This is a genomic window from Pontibacillus litoralis JSM 072002 (genome assembly GCF_000775615.1).
Classification (GTDB): Bacteria; Bacillota; Bacilli; order Bacillales; family BH030062; genus Pontibacillus; species Pontibacillus litoralis.
Genome location: NZ_AVPG01000032.1, coordinates 1 through 25446 on the forward strand (window position 1 = coordinate 1; position 25446 = coordinate 25446).

19 protein-coding genes are annotated in these 25446 nt (G+C 37.5%); 15 read left to right on the forward strand and 4 right to left on the reverse strand.

All coding sequences use genetic code 11. The annotated features are described in order from the left end of the window. The 3 genes from N784_RS14500 to N784_RS14510 form a co-directional block, all read left to right on the forward strand. The coding region (locus N784_RS14500) for a sortase (RefSeq protein ID WP_036836070.1) at positions 1–391 on the forward strand (391 nt) is incomplete at its 5' end. Positions 392–405: 14 nt separating this feature from the next. Beyond that, positions 406–1089: a class C sortase gene (locus tag N784_RS14505; RefSeq protein WP_052127353.1), complete on the forward strand. Its 684-nt coding sequence runs from the start codon at positions 406–408 to the stop codon at positions 1087–1089. A 331-nt stretch (positions 1090–1420) separates the two neighbouring features. After that, positions 1421–2587: a response regulator gene (locus N784_RS14510; protein WP_052127354.1), complete on the forward strand. Its 1167-nt coding sequence runs from the start codon at positions 1421–1423 to the stop codon at positions 2585–2587. 17 nt (positions 2588–2604) lie between these two features. On the opposite strand, the gene N784_RS14515 is transcribed toward N784_RS14510, so the two are convergent. Continuing rightward, a complete protein-coding gene (locus tag N784_RS14515; RefSeq protein WP_036836085.1) occupies positions 2605–5619 on the reverse strand; it encodes an ATP-binding protein in 3015 nt (1004 codons plus the stop codon). A gap of 575 nt (positions 5620–6194) precedes the next feature. Here N784_RS14515 and N784_RS14520 point away from each other — a divergent pair. Together N784_RS14520 and N784_RS14525 are read left to right on the forward strand one after the other, a co-directional pair. Continuing rightward, on the forward strand, positions 6195–6938 hold the full coding sequence (locus N784_RS14520; protein ID WP_036836071.1) for an ABC transporter ATP-binding protein: 744 nt from the start codon (positions 6195–6197) through the stop codon (positions 6936–6938). Beyond that, on the forward strand, positions 6931–8148 hold the full coding sequence (locus tag N784_RS14525) for an ABC transporter permease (protein WP_036836072.1): 1218 nt from the start codon (positions 6931–6933) through the stop codon (positions 8146–8148). The genes N784_RS14520 and N784_RS14525 overlap by 8 nt, the downstream gene beginning before the upstream one ends. Before the next feature lie 36 nt (positions 8149–8184). Here the strand turns inward: N784_RS14525 and N784_RS14530 are convergent, their stop codons facing one another. Continuing rightward, positions 8185–9354, reverse strand: coding sequence for an amidohydrolase (locus N784_RS14530; RefSeq protein WP_036836073.1), 1170 nt, complete (start codon positions 9352–9354; stop codon positions 8185–8187). Positions 9355–9470: 116 nt separating this feature from the next. Next, positions 9471–9905 (reverse strand): ferritin-like domain-containing protein, encoded by a 435-nt coding sequence (locus N784_RS14535; protein ID WP_036836086.1) that lies wholly within the window; start codon positions 9903–9905, stop codon positions 9471–9473. Positions 9906–10120: 215 nt separating this feature from the next. Here N784_RS14535 and liaF point away from each other — a divergent pair, with 215 nt between their 5' ends. The 4 genes from liaF to N784_RS14555 all read left to right on the forward strand — a co-directional run bounded on the left by liaF (position 10121) and on the right by N784_RS14555 (position 13094). Then, the gene (liaF, locus tag N784_RS16085; protein WP_052127355.1) at positions 10121–10855 is read left to right on the forward strand and encodes a cell wall-active antibiotics response protein LiaF; all 735 of its coding nucleotides are present in this window, start codon (positions 10121–10123) and stop codon (positions 10853–10855) included. 13 nt (positions 10856–10868) lie between these two features. Continuing rightward, positions 10869–11897, forward strand: coding sequence for a sensor histidine kinase (locus tag N784_RS14545; RefSeq protein ID WP_036836074.1), 1029 nt, complete (start codon positions 10869–10871; stop codon positions 11895–11897). 13 nt (positions 11898–11910) lie between these two features. Continuing rightward, positions 11911–12552: a response regulator gene (locus N784_RS14550; protein WP_036836075.1), complete on the forward strand. Its 642-nt coding sequence runs from the start codon at positions 11911–11913 to the stop codon at positions 12550–12552. A gap of 122 nt (positions 12553–12674) precedes the next feature. Continuing rightward, the gene (locus N784_RS14555) at positions 12675–13094 is read left to right on the forward strand and encodes a disulfide oxidoreductase (RefSeq protein WP_036836076.1); all 420 of its coding nucleotides are present in this window, start codon (positions 12675–12677) and stop codon (positions 13092–13094) included. A 146-nt stretch (positions 13095–13240) separates the two neighbouring features. On the opposite strand, the gene N784_RS14560 is transcribed toward N784_RS14555, so the two are convergent. After that, the gene (locus N784_RS14560) at positions 13241–13735 is read right to left on the reverse strand and encodes an antibiotic biosynthesis monooxygenase family protein (protein WP_036836077.1); all 495 of its coding nucleotides are present in this window, start codon (positions 13733–13735) and stop codon (positions 13241–13243) included. 241 nt (positions 13736–13976) lie between these two features. Here N784_RS14560 and N784_RS14565 point away from each other — a divergent pair, with 241 nt between their 5' ends. From N784_RS14565 to N784_RS14590, 6 genes are all read left to right on the forward strand, one after another. Continuing rightward, on the forward strand, positions 13977–16154 hold the full coding sequence (locus N784_RS14565; protein ID WP_232306038.1) for a transglycosylase domain-containing protein: 2178 nt from the start codon (positions 13977–13979) through the stop codon (positions 16152–16154). Between the two features lie 215 nt (positions 16155–16369). Continuing rightward, positions 16370–17407, forward strand: a complete 1038-nt coding sequence (gene hemE, locus N784_RS14570; RefSeq protein ID WP_036836078.1) for a uroporphyrinogen decarboxylase — start codon at positions 16370–16372, stop codon at positions 17405–17407. A 15-nt stretch (positions 17408–17422) separates the two neighbouring features. Continuing rightward, entirely contained in the window at positions 17423–18355 is a 933-nt protein-coding gene (hemH, locus tag N784_RS14575) for a ferrochelatase (protein WP_036836079.1), read from the forward strand. A gap of 10 nt (positions 18356–18365) precedes the next feature. Then, positions 18366–19763, forward strand: coding sequence for a protoporphyrinogen oxidase (hemY, locus tag N784_RS14580; RefSeq protein ID WP_036836080.1), 1398 nt, complete (start codon positions 18366–18368; stop codon positions 19761–19763). Positions 19764–19978: 215 nt separating this feature from the next. After that, entirely contained in the window at positions 19979–21097 is a 1119-nt protein-coding gene (locus N784_RS14585) for a response regulator (protein WP_036836081.1), read from the forward strand. Positions 21098–21275: 178 nt separating this feature from the next. Further along, positions 21276–25334: a SpaA isopeptide-forming pilin-related protein gene (locus tag N784_RS14590; RefSeq protein ID WP_036836082.1), complete on the forward strand. Its 4059-nt coding sequence runs from the start codon at positions 21276–21278 to the stop codon at positions 25332–25334. Positions 25335–25446 lie beyond the last annotated feature (112 nt).

The window sequence follows — 25446 nt, forward strand, 5'->3', positions numbered from 1 at the left end:
TTTGCCAAGTGCGAAGATGTTTCGAGATTTAAATGAGTTACAGAAAGGGGATCAATTTTTTGTACAAGTGCTAGGGGAGACATATGCTTACGAAGTGGAAGGTATAGACGTAGTAGAGCCACATCAAACGGAGTGGCTCGAAATGGAGGAAAATAAAGATCAAGTGACGTTGTTAACATGTGATCCATATATGATTAATACGCATCGTATGTTGGTTACAGGAGAAAGAGTACCATATGAAATCGAAGAGGCTTCTGTTAATAAAACAGTAAGTGATAAAGCAGAAGATTTGTTAATTGAACATTTGTATTTGACCATCCTTTTGGTTATTATCAGCATCACAATCCTTATCATTTTTATGGTGAAATACCGAAAGCGTAATCGTGAATAAAGGAGCTGGTCATAATGAGAAAGTATACAGGAGTAATACTAGTATTTATATTAGGACTAGGTATAGTCATCTATCCTCATTTTGCACAATGGTTTAATGGTTATATGCAGTCCAAACAAGTGAAACAATTTCAAACTGAATTAGAGACATATTCAGAAGATGATATTGAAGAGATGATGAGTAAAGCAGATGCTTGTAATAAAGACATATATTACGATGAGTCAGGCTTTCATGATCCGTTTGTAAATAAGGATGAGAAACTAGAAAGGTTTAAAAATTGTTTAGGTATAGAAGATGTGCGGATGTTTTCAGCGATTGAAATACCAAAACTAGAGTTAATGATTCCCGTGTATTTAGGAGCAACGGAAGAGGTATTGGACAAGGGAATCGGACAAATAGAAGGCTCATCTATCCCGATTGGTGGGAACAGTACCCATACAGTACTAGCTGGTCATCGAGGATTAGGGACGAAAGAAATGTTTCGAAATATTGATGAATTACAACCGGGAGATCAATTTTTCATCCATTCAATGGACGAAACATTAACGTATGAAGTGTATGATCAAAAAGTAATTGAACCATATGAGACGGAAGCGTTAGAAATCCAGGAGGGGAAGGACTTAGCGACATTATTTACTTGTCACCCTTATCGCTATGATTATCAACGGCTGTTAATTCACGGAGAAAGAGTCGAATAAGCTAATTTCACAAGAGAGGCATTTTATGTTTGAATCAAGTTCATGCAAAGTATCTGAACAAGTGAATTCGGTATTGTTCGAAAAAGACACGCATGCTATCTGAAATAGATTCAATATAGTAAAAAAGTAGTTCACACCTATAGGTTATAGGTCGTGAACTACTTTTTTGATGAATTATTACAAATGTTAAGGAAATGTTTAGTTTTATAGTATATTTTTGTATTTGTAGTTTATTTGTTATAACAAATTTGATGTTTGAACCCGACGTGAGTAATTACTTTTTGAGTATGTCGCTTGTTTAACAAAAAGGGTAATAAGAGGTGTGTATAGTATGAGAGCGATTCTTGTTGATGACGAGAAACTAGCATTAGACTATTTAAAAGCACTTATTAAAAAAATAAGTGCAATTGAAGTTATTGAGACTTGTAATAACGCAATTGTTGCAAAGGAAGTAATTGTACAACAAGAAGTAGATGTGGTTTTTTTAGATATTACGTTACCTGGTAAGGATGGTATGCAATTAGCTAAAGAAATCCTTCAAGAAAAACCCGAATTATCTATTGTTTTTGTTACAGCCCATGATAGCTATGCAGTTAAAGCTTATGAACTAAATGCACTAGATTATTTATTAAAGCCAATTAAAATCGATCGATTAAAATTAACGGTAGAACGTTTAAAGAAAAAAGCTAACTTAAAATTGAATAATAACATGGCTACAAATAGTGAATTACTACGTATCAATGTTTTAGGATCATTTTCTTTTGAATTAGACGGAGGCGAGCGTGAAATAATTTTATGGAGAACAAAGAAAACACAGGAACTCTTCCTTTATTTACTGTTTAATCGCAATCAACTTGTAAGAAAATCCACATTGATAGAGCTGCTTTGGCCAGATATTGAACTTGGTAAAGCTAATGCACTGTTATACACCACAGTATATAATGTTCGAAAAAATATTAGTATGTATAAGAATCATTTTATGCTGTTACAAAGCACATTAGAAGGATATGTATTAGATACAGAAAATGTTGTGTTAGATGTTGATGAATGGAGAGAAAAAGTTTCTGAGCTCCCTAAGCTGATTGAAAGTACAGTTAATCAATATGAAGAAGCAATGAATCTTTATACAGGTGCATATTTACAAGACTATGATTATTTGTGGACAGAAGGAGAGCGATATAAGTACGAACAACAGTGGTTGGCAGTTGCTTTGCAAATAGCTGCATTTTACGTTAAGCAAGGGAAGATAAAAGAAGCAAAGCAGTGGTATACACGTATTTGTGCAGATGCGCCGCTCGTTGAAGAAGCGTATTTCGCATTGATGAAAATCTTTGCTGCAGAAAAGGATCATGTTAGTGTGCATCGGCAATACCAAATACTCGAAAACGTGTTGCATGAAGAACTAGATGTAGCACCGAGCGATGAAGTACAAAAGTGGTATCTTCACTGGTGTACATCGACGAATGATAGAAATCTACAAAACGCACCACAAAGGTAGAGTAGTGCGTTTTGCAGTTATTTCGGTATAGAAAAATGAATAGTCGTCCCTTGATTTGGAAAAGTTTCTATCGTTAAACCGTTACCGTACATTTTCTTTAGTCGTTTATGTGTATTGGAAACGCCAATTCCTTGTTTAGCTGTCGAACTTTTTAATAAACGCTCAGCAAACGACGGCTCCATTCCAACGCCATTATCGATGATAGCAATTTTAACCGAAGATGGTTGGTTGGTAATTTCTAGTGTCACCTTACCCCCTTCTGCACGTTGCAATACACCGTGGCGGATCGCATTTTCCACTAATGGTTGAATGGTAAGAGGAGGAATATAAATGTTACTATACTCATCAATATTCCATTCAACAGATAACCGATTACCGAAGCGTTGTTTTTCGATATAGATGTAGGAATCGATTAGCTGCATTTCATTGCTTAATAGAATGGTAGATGTAGCATTCCCAACGTCGAAACTTCTACGTAAGTATGTAGCGAAATGGTGTAGTAAGTCAATCATTCTAGATGAATCGATTTCACTCAACGACACAATAGTGTTTAGTGTATTAAATAGAAAGTGTGGTCTGATTTGAGCTTGTAACCATGCTGCCTCCATACGTAATTGTTCTTCTGTAGTTAGTTTTACATTAATATGTGCAGATACTCTAGCCTTTAATTCAAGTGCGTCAACAGGTTTAGAAACATAATCATTTGCACCGCACCTAAATCCTGTAGAAATGTCTTCGATTTGGTGTCGTGCTGTTAATAGAATAATAGGTAATTCGGACAACGTGTATGTCTTCCGAATATGCTGCGTAACCTCATAACCTGACATTTGCGGCATCATCACGTCAGAAATAATTAAATCGAATCGTTCCTTTTCAATTAATTGTAAGGCATCGTTACCGTTTGTAGACGTTGTCACGTTGTAATCATTGTATAGTATATTAAGTAGTACTTTATTATTGACAGGATCATCATCTACAATGAGTACATTTGCTTTCTTCTTTGATGAAGCTTGTTGTTCATAGCTTATAGATTTAGACAAGTGATTAGCTGCTACAACATTCGGTGCTTTTACGTTATCTTCTTTCGCTAGTGGAAGCGTGAAAGAAAAGGTAGATCCTTCCCCAACTGATGATTGTAAAGAGATGCTTCCATCGTGCAATTGAACTAGCTGTTTACATATACTAAGTCCCAATCCGATACCACCACTTATTGAGGTCACGCTAGAGTCTGCTTGTCCATACGGTTGAAATATCTCTTCGTGCAATTCTTCTTTTATTCCAATTCCTGTATCTCGAACAATAATGGTCGCCATCCCATTGTGGGAAGTTGCTTCTATCGTTATAGCTCCTTCATCAGTATGCTTTATTGCGTTATGCAATAAATTAATGAATATTTGTATTAGGCGGTGTTCATCTGCATAAACAGCTGGAAAGTCAGATGGAATATGTAAGTTGAATTGTACGTTCTTCCTTTCCGTCATAAAGTGAATCATATGTAGCACACTTGAGCATACTGCGTGTAACTGTATAGGTTCTTTATTTAACTTGATGGTATGTTCCTTTAATTTCGTCACATCTAGAATATCATTTAAAGTATAGGTCATACGTTGGCCAACTTGGATAAGCAGTTCTAAGTTTTCTTTATTTTGCGCGGATATAGACGTCGATTCATCTGTTAAAACCACCTGTGCAATGTTGATCATCCCATGTAGCGGGTTTCTTAATTCATGTGAAGTATTAGCAAGAAAGTCATCCTTCATTTTATCCGCCTTCTGTAATTCGATGGTTTGTTGTTTATTGAGATGAACGGCTTGTCGATGCTGAGTAAATAAAAGCATCGCAATAGCAAAGATAGAGATTATATAATCAAAAGGATAATAAGGAATATAAATTAAATCCGCATTAACTAAAGCATTCCAAATAAAATTAGACGTATAGCTAGTGATAAACAGTAAAATATAGATTGCTTTATCGTTTCCTTTTTGCGCATGAATAATAGAAACTTTAAACAGAAAAAAACATAACAAAAAGTGGAACGTATACCAAATAAAACCCAATTCGATGTAATAGTGAAAAGGAACTACTAGATATCCAATACATAATAAACGATACAGTACAGTCATTGTCTTAATGAATGAGGTCTTTAACTGGAAGAAAGCCTCAATGAATTTAAGCAACATATATCCTTGTGTTAACATCAATAACGTTAATATTCGGTGGTACATTTCGATATTAATCGGGAGTTGAATAACCATATCATCATCTACTAAACTAATAACAGCAGTAATAGCTAGCATGAATCCAAAGTAAAAAAGCTCCCTTTGTTGTTGTTTCCCCATGAACCATAACGTGAAAGCATAAAAACTATGCAGTGTTATCACAACAAAGATAGCGACCTGTAACGTAATAGATCCATAGCTTTCCTTGATGATAGCTTTGTCAGTACCGAATAGTATGGGTTGTGTTATACCGCCTTTAAAGCGTAAATTCGTATTAGAAACATGAAGGACAATTTCTATTTCATTTGTATTCGATTCAAAAAGCATCGTTTGAGGTTTTATCTTCTCTACGAATTGGTTTGGAGAAGTCGGTAAATCTGTAAATTCATTTTTTAAACGGCCGTTTATGTACACGTTGGAAACGCCAGATATTTCATCAATTAAGATGCCGTATTGCGAATGGTCAACTTCAGGAAGTATGACCTTTAGGCGATACGTGCCATAGCCATAGGCAGGTTTGGTGTCATATCCTTCCGCCTTAGCGTTCCAGTTACCCGGAACAGTAATCGATTGATTTGGAGTGAAATTCTGATCAAAAGCTCCAGGATCAATGAGTTGATTCGGATAAAACTCCCATTCTCCATCCAAAGAAATTGGCTTATTAGTCGGCAAAGGACTCTCACTCAAATTTATGGTACCGTTAATGGCTTGAGGGGAATCAGGACCATTATGTAATACAATCCATCCTATTCTTAAAGACGTCAAAATAAAAAGAAAGATGCCTATTATTATGAATATACGTTTTTTTGTCATTAGTTCCTTCCATGCCATTTGAGCTCAGTCCTTTAAGAGAATGATAGAAAAATATACATACAATAGTATATCAATACGTATAGATAGTTTACCAATTAAATTAAGAATAAAAAAATGGAAGAGACAGAGGAGTTAATCCTCTGTCTCTAGAAGGCTAGAATGAGCTGTTTTTCATAATCCATGATTGGATACGGCGGGGACTGCTTTGCTACGCGTGGGGTTTCCACTATGATGTTAAATCAACGGTAGGATTTAACCAATTATCGTCAACAAAGCTCTTTATATACCTGCTGTCAACACCTCATTTATAAGAGAAATGTGTGTGTTTCAATCTCAAACCTATTGGTGGAGATCATAATCAGCTTGGTCTTTCACTGACACCTCATTTCGATTGTTAAGCAGTTACTTAAAAATCTAAATGTTTTCAGTGATGTTTGTAAACAACTCATTCTGTTGCCTTCAAGAGTATTATGTGCATCTATCACGGTTCTATGCAAAAAGGAATGATTTTTTTTGGAATAATGATTGGACAATGGTAAAATCTGAAGGTAAGGATACGGAAAGAGGGATAAACAATGAATAGTTTGTTACATATAGAAGACCTCGTTGGAGGATATACACATAAAAACGTATTGCACGGTATTTCCTTTGAAATTAAACGAGGAGAGATTGTCGGTTTAATTGGATTAAATGGTGCAGGAAAAAGTACGACCATCAAGCATGTTATCGGGTTAATGCAACCGAAAGAAGGACATGTGATGATCAATGGTCACACTTTTCGAGAGAATCCTGAGCAGTATCGTAGTCAATTTGCTTATATTCCAGAAATGCCTGTGTTATATGAAGAGCTTACGTTAAAAGAGCATTTGCGATTAACGGCGATGGCCTACGGATTGTCGGAAGAAGTATTTGAACAACGACTCTACCCATTATTAAAGGAATTTCGATTGGAAAAAAAGTTAAATTGGTTTCCTGTTCACTTCTCCAAAGGAATGCGCCAAAAAGTAATGATTATGTGTGCCTTTTTAGTGGAGCCGGATTTATATATTGTGGATGAACCATTTGTTGGGCTTGATCCTCTAGGAATTCAATCTTACTTGCAATGGATGGACAATATGAAAGCTCAAGGAGCAGGAGTATTAATGTCGACGCACATATTAGCAACAGCTGAGCGATATTGTGACCGATTTGTTATTCTACATGATGGACAAGTGCGAGCGAAAGGGACGTTAGCTGAGTTGCGGGAAACTTTTCGTATGCCAGGTTCAACGCTTGATGATATTTACGTACAGCTAACAAAGGAAGATGACCATGATTAATGCACAAGAACTCTGGAAAAAAAGGGTAGATAGTCACGCGAAAGAGTTAGGCCGTTATTTGCGTCTCATGTTTAATGATCATTTGGCAATTGCAATGTTCTTCTTTTTAGCTGGCTTAGCATACGTGTATCAGCAATGGTTAAGCGGTCTTTCGGAGGATTTTCCGGCGGCGCTAGTTATCGCGTTTCTATTTGGTTTGTTACTGACGTATAGTCCTGTACGTACATTATTGAAGGAACCAGATTTAGTTTTTTTGCTACCAGCAGAAACGCAGTTGCGAGCTTTTTTTCGAAATGGCATAATTTACAGTTATATTTGGCAGTTATTTACGTTTTTGTTCATATACGTGGCGGTTATCCCGCTTTATTTTACTGCTTATCCAGCGCGTACTTCATCTGATTATGCCGTTTTAGGCGGTCTTATCATTGTATTTAAAGGCTGGAACCTCATGACACATTGGTGGGAAATTAATAGTAGGGTAAGGTGGAGTGGTATAGTAGATCCACTTGTACGGTTTCTGTTAAATGGGGCAACGCTTTATTTTATTGTGGTAGGAAATGCATGGGGATTTGCAGCGGTGACAACGATATTGTTGTTTGGCGTTATGATGTTCACCTATTTGCAAACGAAGAAGCGAAACGGCATAGCGTGGGAGTTACTTATTCGTAAAGATCAATCACGCATGCAGGCTTTTTACCGTTTAGCGAATTTGTTCACAGATGTACCACACGTGAAGCAAACTATAAAGAAACGTCATTGGCTCGTGCAATTATTGAAAAAGCCAATTCCGTTTGAACAGCAACACACTTATGATTATATGTATCGAATTACTTTTATTCGAAGCAGCGATTATTTAGGCTTATATTTCCGTTTAGTGATTATTGCATCCTTGCTTGTTTATTTTGTACCAACTATTTGGCTTAAGCTCGCTTTTGCTTTGTTGTTCTTATTTATGAGCGGAGTTCAAATGATTACATTGTGGCATCACCATCGACATTTGGATTGGTTAGAGTTGTATCCACTTCGAATAGAGGTGCGGAGGCAAGCACTGCGAAAATGGGTGTTTCAATTAATGACATGTCAAACGGTTGTAGTAGCGAGTATGTTCTTGTTATTATCTCATTGGCTTGGATTTGCTATCATGCTATTACTTGGCATTAGTTTTAGTTATGGGATGGCTTATTTTTATTTAACAAGTCGAATGACATAAAAAGAAGACGGCAGTTAATTGCGCCGTCTTCTTTGCTTATTTTTGTTGATAAGCTAAATAACATTGAAATAAAGTTTTGGCGCATATCGGTAAGGCACGTTCATTAAAATCGAATTTAGGGTGGTGATGAGGATAGTTATGTTCTTCTTTCTGGGCTCCTGTTAAATAAAATGCACCGGGGCGTTCTAACATATAGTATGCAAAGTCTTCACCAGTCATAACTGGATCAATATAGTATGCGTATTGTACGCCAGGAACCTCCATTACTGATTGGATGACTAATTCAGCCTCTTCTTTATGATTAACTAGGGGTGGGTATCCTTTATGGTAATTAAAAGTATACGTTGCTCCGTGAGACATGCAGGCCCCTTTGATATGAGACTCCATTGCACGTTTAATGCTATCTTGATCACAGGTAGAATACGTGCGGACCGTACCTTTTAACGTCGCCTGATCAGCAATGACGTTGAATGCCTCACCAGCATGAAAGGTACCTACCGATATAACTGCCGGGTGTAAGGGATCTAGGCTTCGGCTAACGATTTGCTGTAAACTTGTGACGAGCTGTGAAGCAATGAGAATCGAATCTTTCGTTTGATGAGGTTGAGCCCCATGACCACCTTGACCTTGAATCGTAATGTCAAACGCATCCGCTCCAGCAAAAAATTCACTCGTCGCTGTTTGTACTGTCCCAACAGGGGCGTCAATCCACAAATGCGTACCAAATACAGCGTCAACGTTTTCCAATACACCAGCTTCAATCATCGGTTTTGCTCCACCTGGCGCTAGCTCTTCGGCATGCTGATGAAGAAAAACGACCGTGCCAGGGAGTTTTGCTTGATGGGCTTGTAGCGCTTTGGCTAAACATAATAAAGCAGCAGTATGGCCATCGTGACCACAAGCATGCATAACCCCGTCTACGGTCGATTTGTATGGAACATCCTTTTCATCTTGAATAGGCAAAGCATCAAAGTCTGCGCGTAATGCTACTGTCTTACCTGGCTGACCTCCTACTAATGTAGCAACGACACCATTTCCTCCAACGTGCTTCTCATATGGAATACCTAACGTTTCGTAATAATCGGCTATGTATTGAGCTGTCTTTGTTTCATGAAATGAAAGCTCCGGATGTTGATGTAAATGGCGTCGAATAGCAACCATCTCTTCATACAATTGGCCTATTTTCTCCATAACTGCTTCTCTCATTAATAAAATCCCCTTTCTTTTCTGAATATTTTAACATATTATAGATGATAAAGGGAATACAACGAAATGTAAAAAACCTAGCACTTTGAAATGTGTGCTAGGCTTCAATGGTTTCTTTATTGTAAGCGTGGATCTGCTAGTAAACGTTTCATCTCTTCCATATGGGAAGTTTCATCTGCAATCATGTCATCTAGTTTTACTACTAATTCTGTAAACCCTAACTCTTCTGCTTGTTGTTTACGCTTTTCGTAACGCTCAATCGTTGCTTCTTCGTTACGTTTTGCTTCTTCAAGCATGTCTTTCACATCTGTAAGTTGTTTCACTTCAGCAGGTGTTGTTGTAGGAGTACCACCTAATGTTTTAATTTTTTCTGCTAAGTAAAGGGCGTGTCCTTGTTCATCCGCAATTTCTCCTTGGAAGAAAGGCTTTAAGATTTGATAATACAGTCCCTCTACGACAGCAGCATTGTATGTATACATAATGCTAGCTGCATATTCATGCGCTAAATCTTCATTTAATCCATCAATTAATTCTTGAATTTTTTGTTCCATTTCATTCACCCCAGAATATATTTTTGATACATATGTACAATTCCCTTGTGCTTCTTTTTTAAACATAAAATGCAAAAGAATTTTGAACAAATGTTGAAGAATATCCGCCTCTAGTCGGAGATAAGAAGAGACTTCAGCATAAGGACTATGTTTTAAATGTATTGTATGCTAGTCATAACATGAATACAATTGACAGCAAAGGATGGTGCGTAAAAATGGGGAAAATCGGCCATTATGGCACAGGATTATTGATTATCGGGTTAGGAGTATTTTTGTTACTTACGAATTTCAACATGATTTCAATGGATGTATTCTCTATTATTCAGTATGTATATCCTTACGTTTTCATCATCATTGGCATATTTATGATGGTGCAGGTATTGCGAGGAAGAAGCAACAAATGGCGATGGGCTATTTTTTGGCTCATTTTCGGTGGTTTATTAGTAGGAGACCGTTTAGGTTATATTTCCTTTCAGTTCTATGATGTGTGGAATTTATGGCCAGTTCTATTTATATACATTGGTGTAAGCTTCTTCTTAACAAAAAAAAATTCAGATAAAGAGTATTCATCTATATCTTTAGGAGATAGTCAATCATTTACGATAGGGGAACATCGGTACGAACAAACCAATTGGGTCGTTGAACCGATGCGGGTGAACAATGGGATTGGCGAATATTACTTTGATTTTACGAAAGCATTTATTCCTGATACAGAAACGCATATTCAAATATTAGGAATCATCGGGGAAGTGACGATGATTATTCCAGACCATATTCCGTTTCAGGTGCAAGGAAATGTGACGCTAGGTGAAATTCGTGTCATAGAAGAGAAGGCAAGTGGTTTTAATAAACAAATAGTTTATCAATCCCCTGATTATAGCGTGGCGACGAGAAAGTTGAACATACAGGTGGGGGTGTTTCTAGGTGAGTTTACTGTAGACAAAGTGTAGGTGAATAGTTGTGATGAAAAAGTTCAGTAGTATCCGCTATACCTTTATTCAATCTCATTTTTACGCCCTCTTTTTAAATATAATCATTGTGTTATCGACACTATTAATGATTTACGTCATCTATGAACCGAACTGGCTTACGGTAAAGGCGATTTTCTTATTTGTAACTAGTTTTATTCTTGTTTCATTGTGTGTATCTATTTATGCAGGAATTCGCTATAGTAGTGCAATTAAAGAGCGGTTAGACGGTATATCCATACTAATTAAGCAATTAGCTCACGGAAATTATGATTCGCGAATTGAACTTTTAACGAATAATGAGCTAGGTAGAATTGGGGGGGAATTAAATGAACTAGGACAGAAATTGCAGTCACAAGTGAAGTCGTTGCAACGTATGGCAGATGAAAAGTCTGAATATGCGAAGTCAGCACATAAAGCTGCAGTAATTGAAGAGCGTCAACGGTTAGCGCGTGACTTACATGATGCAGTTAGCCAGCAATTATTCGCGTTAACAATGATGGCCCAGGCAACTCAGCGATTATTTGATCAACATCCAGCGGCAGCAAAGGAGCATTTGGCTGAAATGACAACAATGGCGTTGCAAGCGCAAACCGAAATGAGAGCGTTACTGATGCATTTGCGACCAGTGCAATTGTCGGGAGAACCACTTAGTGTAGGGGTTCAACATCTAGTAGATGAATTACAGCAGAAATGTTCGATTCGATTTCGTGTGCATATAGACTATGAAAAAGGATTGCCAGAAGGGACGGAGGATCATTTATTTCGAATTATCCAAGAGGCTTTATCAAATGTGTTGCGTCATGCAGAAGCAGAGGAAGTTTCCATTGTGTTGCAAAAGAAAGCCCATGAAGTATTTCTTCATATAGGAGATAATGGTAAAGGGTTTACAGTTGATCATCAAAAAAAAGCATCCTATGGCTTGAAAACGATGAAAGAACGGACTGAGGAATTAGGAGGTAACTTCGCTATTCATTCCAAACAAGGAAAAGGAACACATCTTGATATACGTATTCCGACATAGGAGGTAGAGGAACATGAGTGAATGGATTCGAGTCGTTGTAGTTGACGACCATGATGTCGTCCGGAAAGGGATTATCGCCTATTTAAAAACAGAAGTAGGTATAGAAATAGTAGGAGAAGCAAATAGTGGACAATCTGGAACGAAACTAGTCCTTGAAAAGAAGCCAGATGTTGTATTGATGGATTTAATTATGGAAAGTGGGGGTGGCATCGAAGCGACGAAAGAAATCATGGAGCAATTTCCTACATGTAAAATTATTATCTTAACGAGCTACTATGATAATGAGAAGGTGTTTCCTGCATTGAAGGCTGGTGCTTTCAGTTATATGTTAAAGACTTCTTCAGCAGAAGAAATTGCTGTAACGATAAAAAAAGCCTATAGAGGTGAAACTGTTATTGCACCGAAAGTAGCCAATCAAATAATGAATCGATTTCGCGCGCCAGAGAAAATGCCCCACGATGAATTAACTGAAAGAGAATTAGAAGTGTTAATGTGCATAGGGGAAGGTTTAACGAATCTAGAAATAAGCCAAAAAATGTTTATCGGTGTAAAAACGGTTAAAACCCATGTCAGCAATATTTTAAGTAAGCTCGACGTAAAAGATCGAACCCAAGCAGCTGTCTATGTGTATAAAAATGGCTTGATGAAGGTGTGAAAAATGGTTACATGTTAAAGTTTTATTTTAGGAGGAGGGCAAGACGTGGGATATAACTACTTTACGAAATTTCCTTTCATCCTTTACACTAAGTAAGAAGATTAAGAGAGAGGACGAATAGGGTGAAAAAGGTAGAAAGTGTGTTGTTTTTATTATGGCTGCAAGCATTTGTAGCGACGATGGGAAGTTTGTATTTCTCGGAGATTCGAGGGTTTGTACCGTGTGAAATGTGTTGGTATCAGCGAATTTTCATGTATCCATTGGTACTGCTTTATGGTTTAGCACTAATAAAGAAAGATATTAGATATGCTCAAGGCGGGCTTTATTTAAGTATCATTGGCGCGGCAACAGCATTATATCATTACGGTATACAGAAGGTTCCGGCATTGCAACCAGAGATCGGAAGTTGTGGGTTAGTACCTTGTAATGGCCAGTACATAAACGTATTTGGTTTTATTACGATTCCTCTTCTTTCTTTGATAGCTTTTTCTGTCATTATTTGCTTGCACGTTTGGGTACTAAAACAAATAAAGAAATCTTAAAATGAAAGAGGCTGGGACATAACCTAGTGAAAATCAAAAAAGCGCATGAAATCAAATTTAAAAACCTTGATTTCATGCGCTTTCTATTTTGGGAAAATCAGAAATTTCATTGATCTCTTAACTTCTGTCCCAGCCTCTTTGTGTTTTTACGATTCTATCACGTGGTATTTCGTTAAGTAAGACGGTCCAGCAATGTAACCAGGTTTTTCTTTTTTGTGTGGTCCATTATTTTTGTGGGCTTTGTCAAATGCTTGTGATGTTTTCCACTCTTCAAAGCTTTGTTCATCTTTCCAAAGCGTAAGTACTGTGTATGTGTTTCCTTGTAATGGGCGTAGAATACGAAGGGCTAAGAAACCAGGTGTGTTCTCAATAGCTCCTGCACGGTTTTTGAATCGATCTTCGAATATAGGACGACCTTCATCAGTTACAGGGATATTGTTCATGACGACATACCCATGGTGTTGAAAGTCATTGACTTGATCAACGATTTCATATGTTAAAGCTTCATCAAACGGGTTATCCCCTTCTGCATAAGCTTTTGTATTCCCTTCTCCTTGCATGAGATAAATTTGCTGATTTGGATGATTTTGTTGAATGGATTGTAAATAATCATATGTACCACTTGTTAGGAAAATCTTCATAATAAGCACAACCCCTTTGAAATAATGTCGTTTTATAATTGATTTCAGTGTAACAACATGACAGAGAAACTTCAATTAAAGAGTTCTGCTCCGCCTGGGTTTACTAGAAATTGTAGCACCTTACCCGCCAGGCAGGGAGTTATTTTTTTGCTTTCCTTTTCACTTATCGTTGCTCTATCGTATAATTAGGAAGCGTAAATAAAAATGATAAATGAAAAACAACTCCGATGAGGTGAACAAAGTGGAGTGGAATAAAGAAAGTATTATGAAATGGTGGAAAGAAACAAAATGGAAATGGCCTATTATAATCGTAGTGTGTTTATTGCTTTTGGCGACGGTTGTATATAGTGCTCTTTTATATGGTGGGAAGCGTGTTGTTGATGAACGGCTATTTGTTCTGAATGAAGCATCGACGATTGTAACAGAAGATGGAGATATGTTAGGGATGTTATATGAGGAGAATCGAACACTCATTTCAATAGATGATATCCCTAATCATGTGCAAAATGCGTTTGTCGCTGTCGAAGATGCGCGATTTTATGAGCATTCCGGGATTGATATCATTGCAATTTTTCGTGCGATTTATCGGGATTTAATCGCGATGGAGAAAGTTGAAGGCGGTAGTACGATTACACAGCAATTGTCAAAGAACTTATTTCTTACGAATGAAAAAACATGGTCACGCAAAATTAAAGAAATGATGTCTGCCTTATACTTGGAGCAACACGTTAGTAAGGACGTAATATTAGAATATTATTTAAATACAATCTATTTTGGCGACGGCATGTACGGTATTGAAACGGCATCTCAATATTATTTCAGTAAGTCGGTGAATGAGCTAACGATAGAAGAAGGAGCCTTACTAGCAGCGATGCCGAAAGGACCAAACTATTATGACCCGGAAGAACATCCGGATCGAGCGAAAGAACGTCGAGACCTTGTGTTAGACCGAATGCATGAAGAAGAGATGTTAAGTGCAGAAGAAACAGTGAGATTGCAACGTAAATCATTAAATTTAAATATTGATGGTAAAGAAGAGAAGCCTTGGCTGCATAGTTACATGGACTTAGTAATTAAAGAAGCAAAAACGGTTTATGGCTTAAGTGAAGAAGAGTTATATGAAGGTGGGTATCGCATCGTTGTCGGGATAGATGAAGATATACAAGAAATTTCATACGAAGCGATGCAAAATGATGAATACTTTCAAGGTTCTAAGCCTGGTCTAGAAGGAACCTTTACATTAATGGATCAACAAACAGGAGTTATTGTTGCTGCTCACGGTGGTCGGGATTTGCAAAAAGGGGAGATGAATCGCCTCTTTGTGAAACAACAGCCTGGATCTGTTATGAAACCTTTAGCTGTCTATGGACCTGCTCTAGAGTTAGAAGCGTACAATCCTTATTCTATGCTGAAAGACGAACCGATTTCTTATGGAGAGTACTATCCTAAGAATTATAACGGACAATATGCTGGAACAGTTTCCATGTATGACGCATTAATTGCCTCTTTAAATGCCCCCGCTGTTTGGCTAATGGATCAAATTGGCGTGGATTACTCGAAAGCCTATTTAGAAAAGATGGGGATGGATATTCCTGATGAAGGGTTAAGCATTGCCTTAGGTGGTTTAGAAGAAGGTGTAACGCCACTCGATTTAATAGAAGGCTTTCGTACGTTTGCAAGTAACGGAAAAGCGGTGGAGCCACATACCATTTTACAAATTTATAATGAAGAGGATGAATTAATCGCAACCTCATCAAAGGAAGAAACAGAAGTATTTACAGCGCAAACTGCTTGGGACATGACCCGGATGCTAGAAAGTGTCGTGCAACAAGGAACCGCCCAGATAGGGACGTATGATAAAGCTTTAGCAGGTAAAACAGGCACCACTCAACATCCATATGTACAAGGGGAGAATAATGATGTTTGGTTTGTCGGATACACACCAGAATACGTTGGATCTGTTTGGATGGGGTATGACAAAATTGATGAGCAACATTATGTGAATGGTGGTAGTGCTTCTCCGACTACTCTTATGAAAGACGTCTTAACACAGATAGATCGCCAACAAGATTTACAAGAACAATTTGTGAAGCCCGATAATGTAAAGGAATTACAACCACCAATTCAATTACCGGTTATTGGGGATTTAGATGGAGAAATAGACGTTGGTCCATTATCTGTTAAAGCGGATTTATCATGGACACCTGCAGATGACGACAGAGTACAGTATCGAATATATCGCCAATCAGAAGCAGAAGAGGATGAATTAGTTGGTGAAGTTACAGGAGAAGGAAACTACAAAGTAAAAGGAGCTAGTTTCTTTCGCAAGGAATCCTATTATGTCGTACCGTATGACCCACTTACGAAACAAGAAGGCACATCATCCAACGTAGTAGAGGTAGAATGGCGTTTCGGATAAAACAATCGTAGAAGGAAGGTGCACATGCATCTTCTTTTTACTTTTGATTTGAAATGTGTATAATAGAAATATATAATTAATAATGATTATAATATAATATTATCTTTAATTAGAACGAAATGATGACAATATGCTCCTTGCACTATACATCAAGGATGAAAACGGTTATATTGTTGTAAGAGTCTATTTACGAACGAAATGAAAGGTGAGAATACATGACACAGAAATTTAATGACACGATGTTAAAAGCCTTTAGAGGCGAGAAGACGGAATATGTGCCAGTATGGTATATGCGACAAGCAGGCCGTTCTCAACCAGAATACCGTAAATTGAAAGAGAAGTATTCGTTATTTGAAATTACCCATCAACCAGAATTATGTGCGTATGTTACACGTTTACCAGTGGAACAGTACGATGTTGATGCAGCTATTTTATATAAAGACATTATGTCGCCACTTCCAGCTATTGGAGTAGATGTGGAAATTAAATCAGGTGTAGGACCTGTAATTGATCAACCTATTCGCACGCTTGCTGATGTGGAGAGCCTTGGTGAAATAGATCCTGAATCAGATGTGCCATATGTATTAGATACGATTCGTCTATTAACAGAAGAACAATTAAACGTACCGTTGATTGGCTTTAGTGGTGCTCCATTCACATTAGCGAGTTATATGATTGAGGGCGGACCTTCGAAGAATTATAACAAAACGAAAGCGATGATGTATAGCGAGCCTAAGACATGGTTCTTATTAATGGATAAGTTAGCGGATATGACGATTACATATGTACGTGCACAAATTCATGCAGGCGCAAGAGCTATCCAAATTTTTGATTCTTGGGTTGGTGCGCTAAATATAGAAGATTATCGAATATTCATTAAGCCTGTCATGGAGCGTATTTTCACGGAGTTACGTGAAGAGAATGTACCATTAATTACCTTTGGTGTAGGAGCAAGTCATTTAGCAAAAGAGTGGAATGATTTACCGGTTGATGTGGTCGGTTTGGACTGGCGCATGACGATTCAAGAAGCGCGTGATATGGGAATTACAAAGACGTTGCAAGGGAACTTAGACCCAGCTATATTACTGGCAGATTGGGATACCATTGAAAGCCGAGTGAAGGCGATTCTTGATCAAGGTGTGCAGCAACCAGGATATGTATTTAACTTAGGGCACGGGGTATTTCCAGATATTAAACCGGACACATTGAAACGTTTAACGACATTTGTCCATGACTATACAAGAAATAAGTAAAAGAGGTGTTAATCTATGGCAAAAAAAACAATGGGATTACTAGTAATGGCATACGGGACGCCATATAAAGAAGAAGATGTAGAACGTTATTACACGCATATTCGCAGAGGACGTAAACCTTCTGAAGAAGCATTACAAGATTTACGTGATCGTTACGAGGCAATTGGCGGTATTTCACCATTAGCTCGTATTACAGATGAACAAGCAGAAGCATTGCAAAGTAAATTAAATGACATGCAAGATGAAGTGGAATTTAAATTGTATATCGGCTTAAAGCATATTGAGCCATTTATAGAAGAAGCAGTAAAGCAAATGGCGAAAGATGGTATTGAAGAAGCGGTGTCGATTGTATTAGCACCGCACTATTCTACTTTTAGTGTAAAATCTTATAACGGAAGAGCTCAAGAAGAAGCAGAGAAGCATGGCGTAACGACGATCTATTCAGTAGAAAGTTGGTATGATGAGCCTGGGTTTATCCAATTTTGGACAGATGAAATCCAGAAAGTGTACGATCAAATGACGCAAGAAGAGTACGAGAAATCTGTTCTTGTTGTATCTGCTCATAGCTTACCAATGAAAATTTTACAAAATGGTGATCCATATCCAGAACAATTAGAAACTACAGCGAAATTAATTGCAGATAAGTTGCAAATCGAGCATTATGCAATTGGATGGCAAAGTGAAGGAAATACGCCAGATCCATGGATTGGTCCAGATGTACAAGACCTAACGAGAGACCTTTATCATGAAAAAGGCTATCGCACGTTTATATATGCACCAGTTGGATTCGTTTCTGACCATTTAGAGGTTCTGTATGATAATGACTATGAATGCAAAGTCGTATGTGATGAAGTAGGCGCAAGTTATTATCGACCAGAAATGCCGAACACACACCCACTGTTTATTGAAACGTTAGCGAATGTCGTGTGGAAAAAAGTGCAGAAGTAGGGGATGTTGAATGTCCGAGCATAAACAAATTGTCGTAGTAGGCGGCGGGATAACAGGTTTATCTACCGCTTATTACTTACAAAAAGAAATTCAAGAGAACCAATTACCTTATCAAGTCCATCTATTAGAAGCTAGTGACCGACTTGGAGGCATGATTCATACGGAGCAGCGTGATGGTTTTACGATAGAACGAGGGCCTGATTCATTGCTTGCCCGTAAGCAAAGTGCTTTTCGTCTTATTGAAGAAGTCGGCTTGCAGGACAATGTCGTACCTGTATCAACGGGAAAGTCTTACGTTTTATCGAAGAACAAGCTACACGCTATCCCTCAAGGCGCTTTTATGGGGATTCCAACGCAAGTAAGACCATTTATTTTTTCTAGTCTCTTTTCTCCTATTGGGAAATTACGTGCAGCTGGTGATTTCGTTAAGAAAAGCAGCGATCCTCAAGAAGACCAGTCTTTAGGGGGATTTTTTCGTCATCGTTTAGGAGATGAAGTAGTGGAAAATTTAATTGAACCATTATTATCAGGAATCTACTCTGGTGATATTGATCAATTAAGCTTGATGGCTACTTTTCCGAACTTTTACAAGTTGGAGCAAGAACACGGTAGCGTTGTAAAAGGATTGCAAAAAGTGGTGCCGAAGCGTAAGAAAACAGAAAAAAGACCGCCCGTTTTCAAAACGTTAAATACGGGGCTAGGCTCGTTAGTAGATGCAGTGGCAGCTAAGTTAGAGCGGGGAACTGTTCGAATGAACACCGCTGTGGATCATATTGAGAAAAAAGGTGAAATGTATCATTTGCTTTTAAATAATGGAGAAGTCGTGAAAGCGGACAGCATCGTCATCACGTCTCCTCATTATAAAGCGCAGCGCATGCTCACTCAATATGATTTTATGAAGCCGCTTCAAGAGATGCCTGCCACATCTGTTGCCAACGTTGCACTAGCCTTTGATCAAACAGCAATTGAACAAGATATTAATGGTTCAGGCTTTGTCGTTTCCCGAACAAGTGACTATCGCATTACTGCTTGTACATGGACACATAAAAAGTGGCCACACACAACTCCGGAAGGAAAAGCGTTAATGCGTGCATATGTAGGGAAACCGAATGATCAAGAAATCGTAGAAAAATCCGACGAAGAAATTATTGATATCGTCATGCAAGATTTGAATAAAATCATGAATATATCGACGCGTCCACAATTCGCTGTCATTACGAGATGGCACAATTCTCGCGCCCAATATACAGTCGGGCATAAGCAGCGGATGGAACATATCACAGAATCGATGAAACAAGCGCTCCCAGGAGTATATTTAGCGGGTGCCTCGTACAATGGACTCGGCGTACCTGATTGTATAGACCAAGGAGAAGAAGCAGTGCAGAAAGTTTTGGGGTATTTGGGTTAAGAATCAGCATATAAGTTTCTAAGAAGGCCTCTTATGTAAGAGGTCTTTTTTTGTGCTTTTACTATAAGCAAGAATGAAGGAATTTAGTTGTATTCTTCTTGAATAGGTTTTTAAATATGATAATGTGGATAGTATAATAAATAAAAAGAATGGCGGCTTTTACATTTATCGGAATTATTTCTTGAGCATTTAGATTTAGGGGGAGAATATATAATATGAAATTAGTTCTTATAGATGACGAACAACTAGCATTAGATTATTTACAGCGACTTGTAAAGAAACTAGATAACTTAGAAATTATAGGAGCTTTTAGTGATGCAGAGACTGCAAAAGCGTTTATACTACAAAATAATGTAGATGCCATTTTCTTAGACATTAACTTATCTGGTGAAAATGGTATAGAGATTGCAGAACAAATTGCAGAAAAAAAGCCACAAGTCCCCATTGTATTTGTAACAGCTTATGATGAATATGCGATACGTGCATTCGAGGTAAATGCGATAGATTACATATTAAAACCTATTCAATTAGATAGATTAAAAATGACAATTGAACGAATTTATAATACCGTTAAGCCTATGCATGTTAAAGTTGAAAATAAACCACTAAAAGTCAACTTATTTGGAAATTTATCATTTGAAATACATGATGGAAAAAAAATAATGCAGTGGCGAACGAAAAAAGTGTTAGAATTGTTTCTTTATTTAATACATAAAAGAAATGAATTAGTAGAAAAATCAACACTAGTTGAGTTATTGTGGCCTGATATGGAATATAAAAGAGCATTCCACCAATTATATACAGCGATATATCATATTCGAAAGAAGCTAGTAAAGTACAATAGTTATTTTGAATTAAACAGTGTAGCGGATGGATATGTCTTGAAAACCGCTAATATCATAGTGGATGTTGAACATTGGGAACAACAACTTTCCAAATTACCACCTGTTTGTGTGAATAATATACATTTATATGAAGAAGTAATGGAATTGTATAAAGCTCCATTATTAGAATATTATAATTATGTGTGGCTAGAAAGCAGGAAACAGTATTTTGAGAGAATTTGGGTAAAGACGGCATTTGAAATTGCAGAAACTTATGTAGAAAGTAGTATTCTTCCTGATGCAAAGCGTTGGTATTTAAAAATATGCCAGTTTTCCCCGTTGGAAGATGAGGCGCATTATGCTTTAATGCGTATATACGCAGAGGAAAATGATAGTATTAATGTCCATCAACAATATATCACGCTACGAAATCTTTTAAAAGAGGAGTTAGATTTACTTCCTAATCAAAAGATTACAAATTGGTATCATAACTGGGCAAAAAAAATTTAAAACTTAGATAGAAGTCGAGAAGCCTCTAACTTATAGAGATTCTCGACTTTTTTGTTCGAAACCTTTGAATTCTAAACGCTTTTGTAGAAGAAATGTAGAGATTCATTTTTTATATTTAAATAGATATATGAAAGTGTGAAAAAGATATTTTATGGTATAAAGGGAGGAGGAATTTCAGATGAGACAATCTCGTACAACAAGCAAAACGAGAAAGATTCGACAAGTAAGTAAATTTCGCAAATTTTTTACGTTTTGTTTAATATTTGCTCTTTTACTTCCGAATTATGGAGCGTTTGTTGCATATGGTGACAAGGTGATAAAGAGCGAGACGCCCGCACTGAATTTTCAAGTGGAAGAAGGGGCAACAACTGAAAAAGCTGTACTTGCTGTGACATCAGATCAACCCGTATTAGATAGTGTGGTTGTTCAACTTCCTGATGGGGTTACATATAGTCAAGAAGAAACGACAAAGTTGAATCAACAACATGTAACAGTAGAATATAATAATGAATTTCATAGTGTACAAATTAATTGGATAGAAGAAGTTGAAAAACAAGAAGCTACAATTATACTAGGAAATCTGCAAGCAGAAAACCAATTTACTGCCGTGGGAGTCATGGGTGGCGAGAAAGTTACAGATACAACAACAACTTTTTCCGTTAAGGTTACGCCGACTACTAAAGTAGCTCAGAATGACGGAGCGACTACAGAAGAGAAAACGGCAGAACCATCAACAATAGTAGAGAATACAATAGAAAATTCAACAACTCAAGAAACCTCAACTGAAAAAACAACGACGAACATGGAACCGCAAGACATTACACCTAAAGTTGGTGATTTAAACTCAGATATCGACATCTCTCCGTATCGAGAAACTGTTGAATCGGGTAATGCAGCGATGTATAAACTCGTATTAAAGACAACAGGCTCACAGCATGAGGTTTACGAGAATGCTAAGATAACTGTCGATTTACCTATTACTGACTACACAGAATTCATACAAGATGTAAATGAACTTGCAATAGCAGGTGTCGTACCAGTTTACGATAGAACGAACCATACGCTAGTTTATCAATTTACCGATGAATTAAAAGCAGGACAGACGTATGAAAAAATAGTTGAAGCAGACACGAAATACGGGGTTTCCCCTGCTGGTGCTAGTTTAGAAGCGATTGCAACCCTACAAACAGAAACAAAAGAATTCTTTGACAATGCAATTGTAAATATAAACGCATCAAGTGCAGTAAGTGTTTCGAAAGAATATAAACAAGCTCGGTTAGGTGGAGAAGTAGTAAAGGCTCCATTTCCAGAAAGTTTTACAATTTGGGATATTAAAGTAAGTGTTCCAAAAAAAGATGTTGGTCAGATGTATGTACAAGAAGGATCTAAAATTATTATACAAGATACGTTTAGTAGTGGCCTAAAGTTTCACGATGTGATGAACGATACGCCACAACCTACCGTAACTGGTAATACATTAACATGGGAATTTGATGCACCAACAATTCAAGAACAAATGCAAGCAGAAGGCGAATTCTTTACGGTAGATCTACGTGTGCGTTTACAAGTAAAAAATGATAATACTCTTGTTGGGGGTACACAAAAGAACAACGCATCTGCATTTATTACAGCTATTGATGGTAATACAATAAATGCGGAAGCTAACGATTCTATTCCAATTATTTCAAGGGAGCAGGCGACCGATGATATTGAAGGGACAATTTTTTATCCAGCGCATTTTGGACCTAAGGATGGAAAAGGTTCCACAGCTACACATGATGATAAAAAGGATATAAATCCCGTTGTCTATGATGATGCTTATTTACGTTTTAAACATGGGGTTGTTTCCATGCACCCTGGAAAAGATTATGACATGCAATCATATACGGCTATCTATACAATAGACCCTAATTTAATCTTTGAAGATGTAAAAACACCTGGTAGTTGGTTGTTTGCTAGAAATAATTCCGAAGCCGTTTTGAAAATTCCTTTATCAGAGGATCCTGTATTTAATATTGAGGCTAAGGTTAATGGTGTATCAAAAATACTTGTTACAAATGCAAAGCATAATCATGTATATACAAGAAGCGATTTAGGGTTAACAGATTCAGATAAAGTTTCACAGATTATACTTAATTTCACAAAAGCACCTGCTGGCATGTTTGCCTCTAAGGGGAATATGGCGTATTATGGGTTTTCTGTAAAGCCAGGTTATATAGGAGAAGTAGAAAATAAGTATGATGTACGTATAAAACCTAATGCAAGAGCAAATGTACCAACCGACCAACATGGAAATTGGTGGTATACGTCTCATCGCAATAATACATGGAATAAGCTATCTTCCAATAGACATGCCACAATCGCTCCAAAACCAACCGATCAACCACCGATTGCAGAAGTCGGAGTAAAACTATTGAACCATGAAAGTGGAGTGGTTGTAAGTGGGGAAAATAGGATGGAAGTGACATTATCCAATAATAGTAGTTCAACTTTAACAATGAATGAACCTATAGAGTCTATTGTGCTATTGCCGCCTGGAGTAACACTTAATTCAAATCCTAATCCGATGTTTACGGATTCCGGTGGTGGAGCTTCTGCTGGACAGTACAAAGTATTAAGCGACAATTACAATGGAAGTGGTCGTCAACTCGTTAAAATCAGTTGGGATGAAGATAAAATTCGGATTGGCCACGATGTAACTGCTGAATTAGATGTAACGATTTCAGGAGGTGCACCGAACAGGTTAAATTTTGATGTATACGGGTTTTCAGGTGATGAAGTGTTACAAGTTCCTTCCGTAAGTGGGAATTCTATTACAAACACAACCTTGCAAACCGACGCAGATGATTTAAATGGAGACGGTGTCACAGACGAACCACGTTTAAAGTCAGGTAACATTTATGACATGCGTGGGCATTATGATCTGCAGCCAAAGAAATTTGTTAAAGGTGAGTTGGATACAGAATGGAATAGCTTTGGTCAAACAGTACCAGGTGGAACAATCGATTATAAATTAAACTTGACTAATACAACTGGAAAAGATATTTCGACAATGACGTTTATAGACGTTCTCCCATCTGTTGGCGACTTAGGAATCACAGACAACGTGTCAAGAGGTAGTCAATTTACACCACTGATGACAGGTCCTATTACATTACCAGCAGAATGGAAAGGGAAAGTGAGTGTGTATTATAGTACAGCAGCGAATCCAAAACGTGATGATTTAATCAGGCACACAGAATACCCTGAAACAACAACACCACTCTCTAATCCGGCAGGAGCAGAAGATCCTAATTGGATAACAGAAGAAGAAATAACGGATTGGAGTACTATCCACTCGTTCAAAATTGAGCTAGTCGATGGAGAAACGTGGATTGAAGGTGTTGATATGGATGTGCTATTTAGTATGAAAGCACCAGAAGTAGGAGATGTGGATTCATCCTTACTAAATAAAGATATTGACCCGACAAAACGTGCAGCTTGGAACTCATTTGCAGTTGCAACCGACTACGGACAACCGGTTGAACCATCACAAGTCGGCGTTTATATGAACTTTGAAGGGGCCTTAGAAGTAATAAAAGTGGACAAAGAATCGGTTACAGAAGGAAAGACTATTTTCTTACCAGATGCTGAGTTCGAACTACGCGATGCAGAGAACAAAGTCGTTGCATCTGGCATAACAGGTGAAGAAGGAAAGCTAACATTCGACAACTTGCCATTAGGTAACTACCAACTAGTAGAAACGAAAGCACCAGACGGTTACCATTTATCAACGGAGCCAATAGATGTTCAAATTACAGGAGATAACCCTGTTGTTCAACTGACAGTAGAGAATACTGAAATTCTAGGCTCTGTAAAAATTGTGAAAACCGATCAAGCAACAGGTGAAGTATTATCAGGTGCCGAGTTTGAGCTACGCGATGCAGAGAATAAAGTCGTTGCATCTGGAATAACAGGTAAAGAAGGAAAGTTAACATTCGACAACTTGCCATTAGGTAACTACCAACTAGTAGAAACGAAAGCACCAGATGGCTACCGTATTTTAACCGAACCACGTGATGTTGAAATTACAGCAAATAATACGGTTGTTGAATTAACAGTAAAGAATACACAAAACGGTTACGAATTACCGAATACAGGTGGAATAGGGACAATAATCTTTTATGGTGTCGGTATTCTACTAATGGTTCTAGCGCTGTTGCTAGTATTTAAGAGAAAGAAAAAAGTGGATGAGTAAACAATCTATGAATCTATTTTCTATAAGAATTTAAAGAATTGAAAGGGGAAAATTACACATGAAAATGTCGAAACAAAGAAAATTAAATGTGTTCATCGTATTCACACTTTTA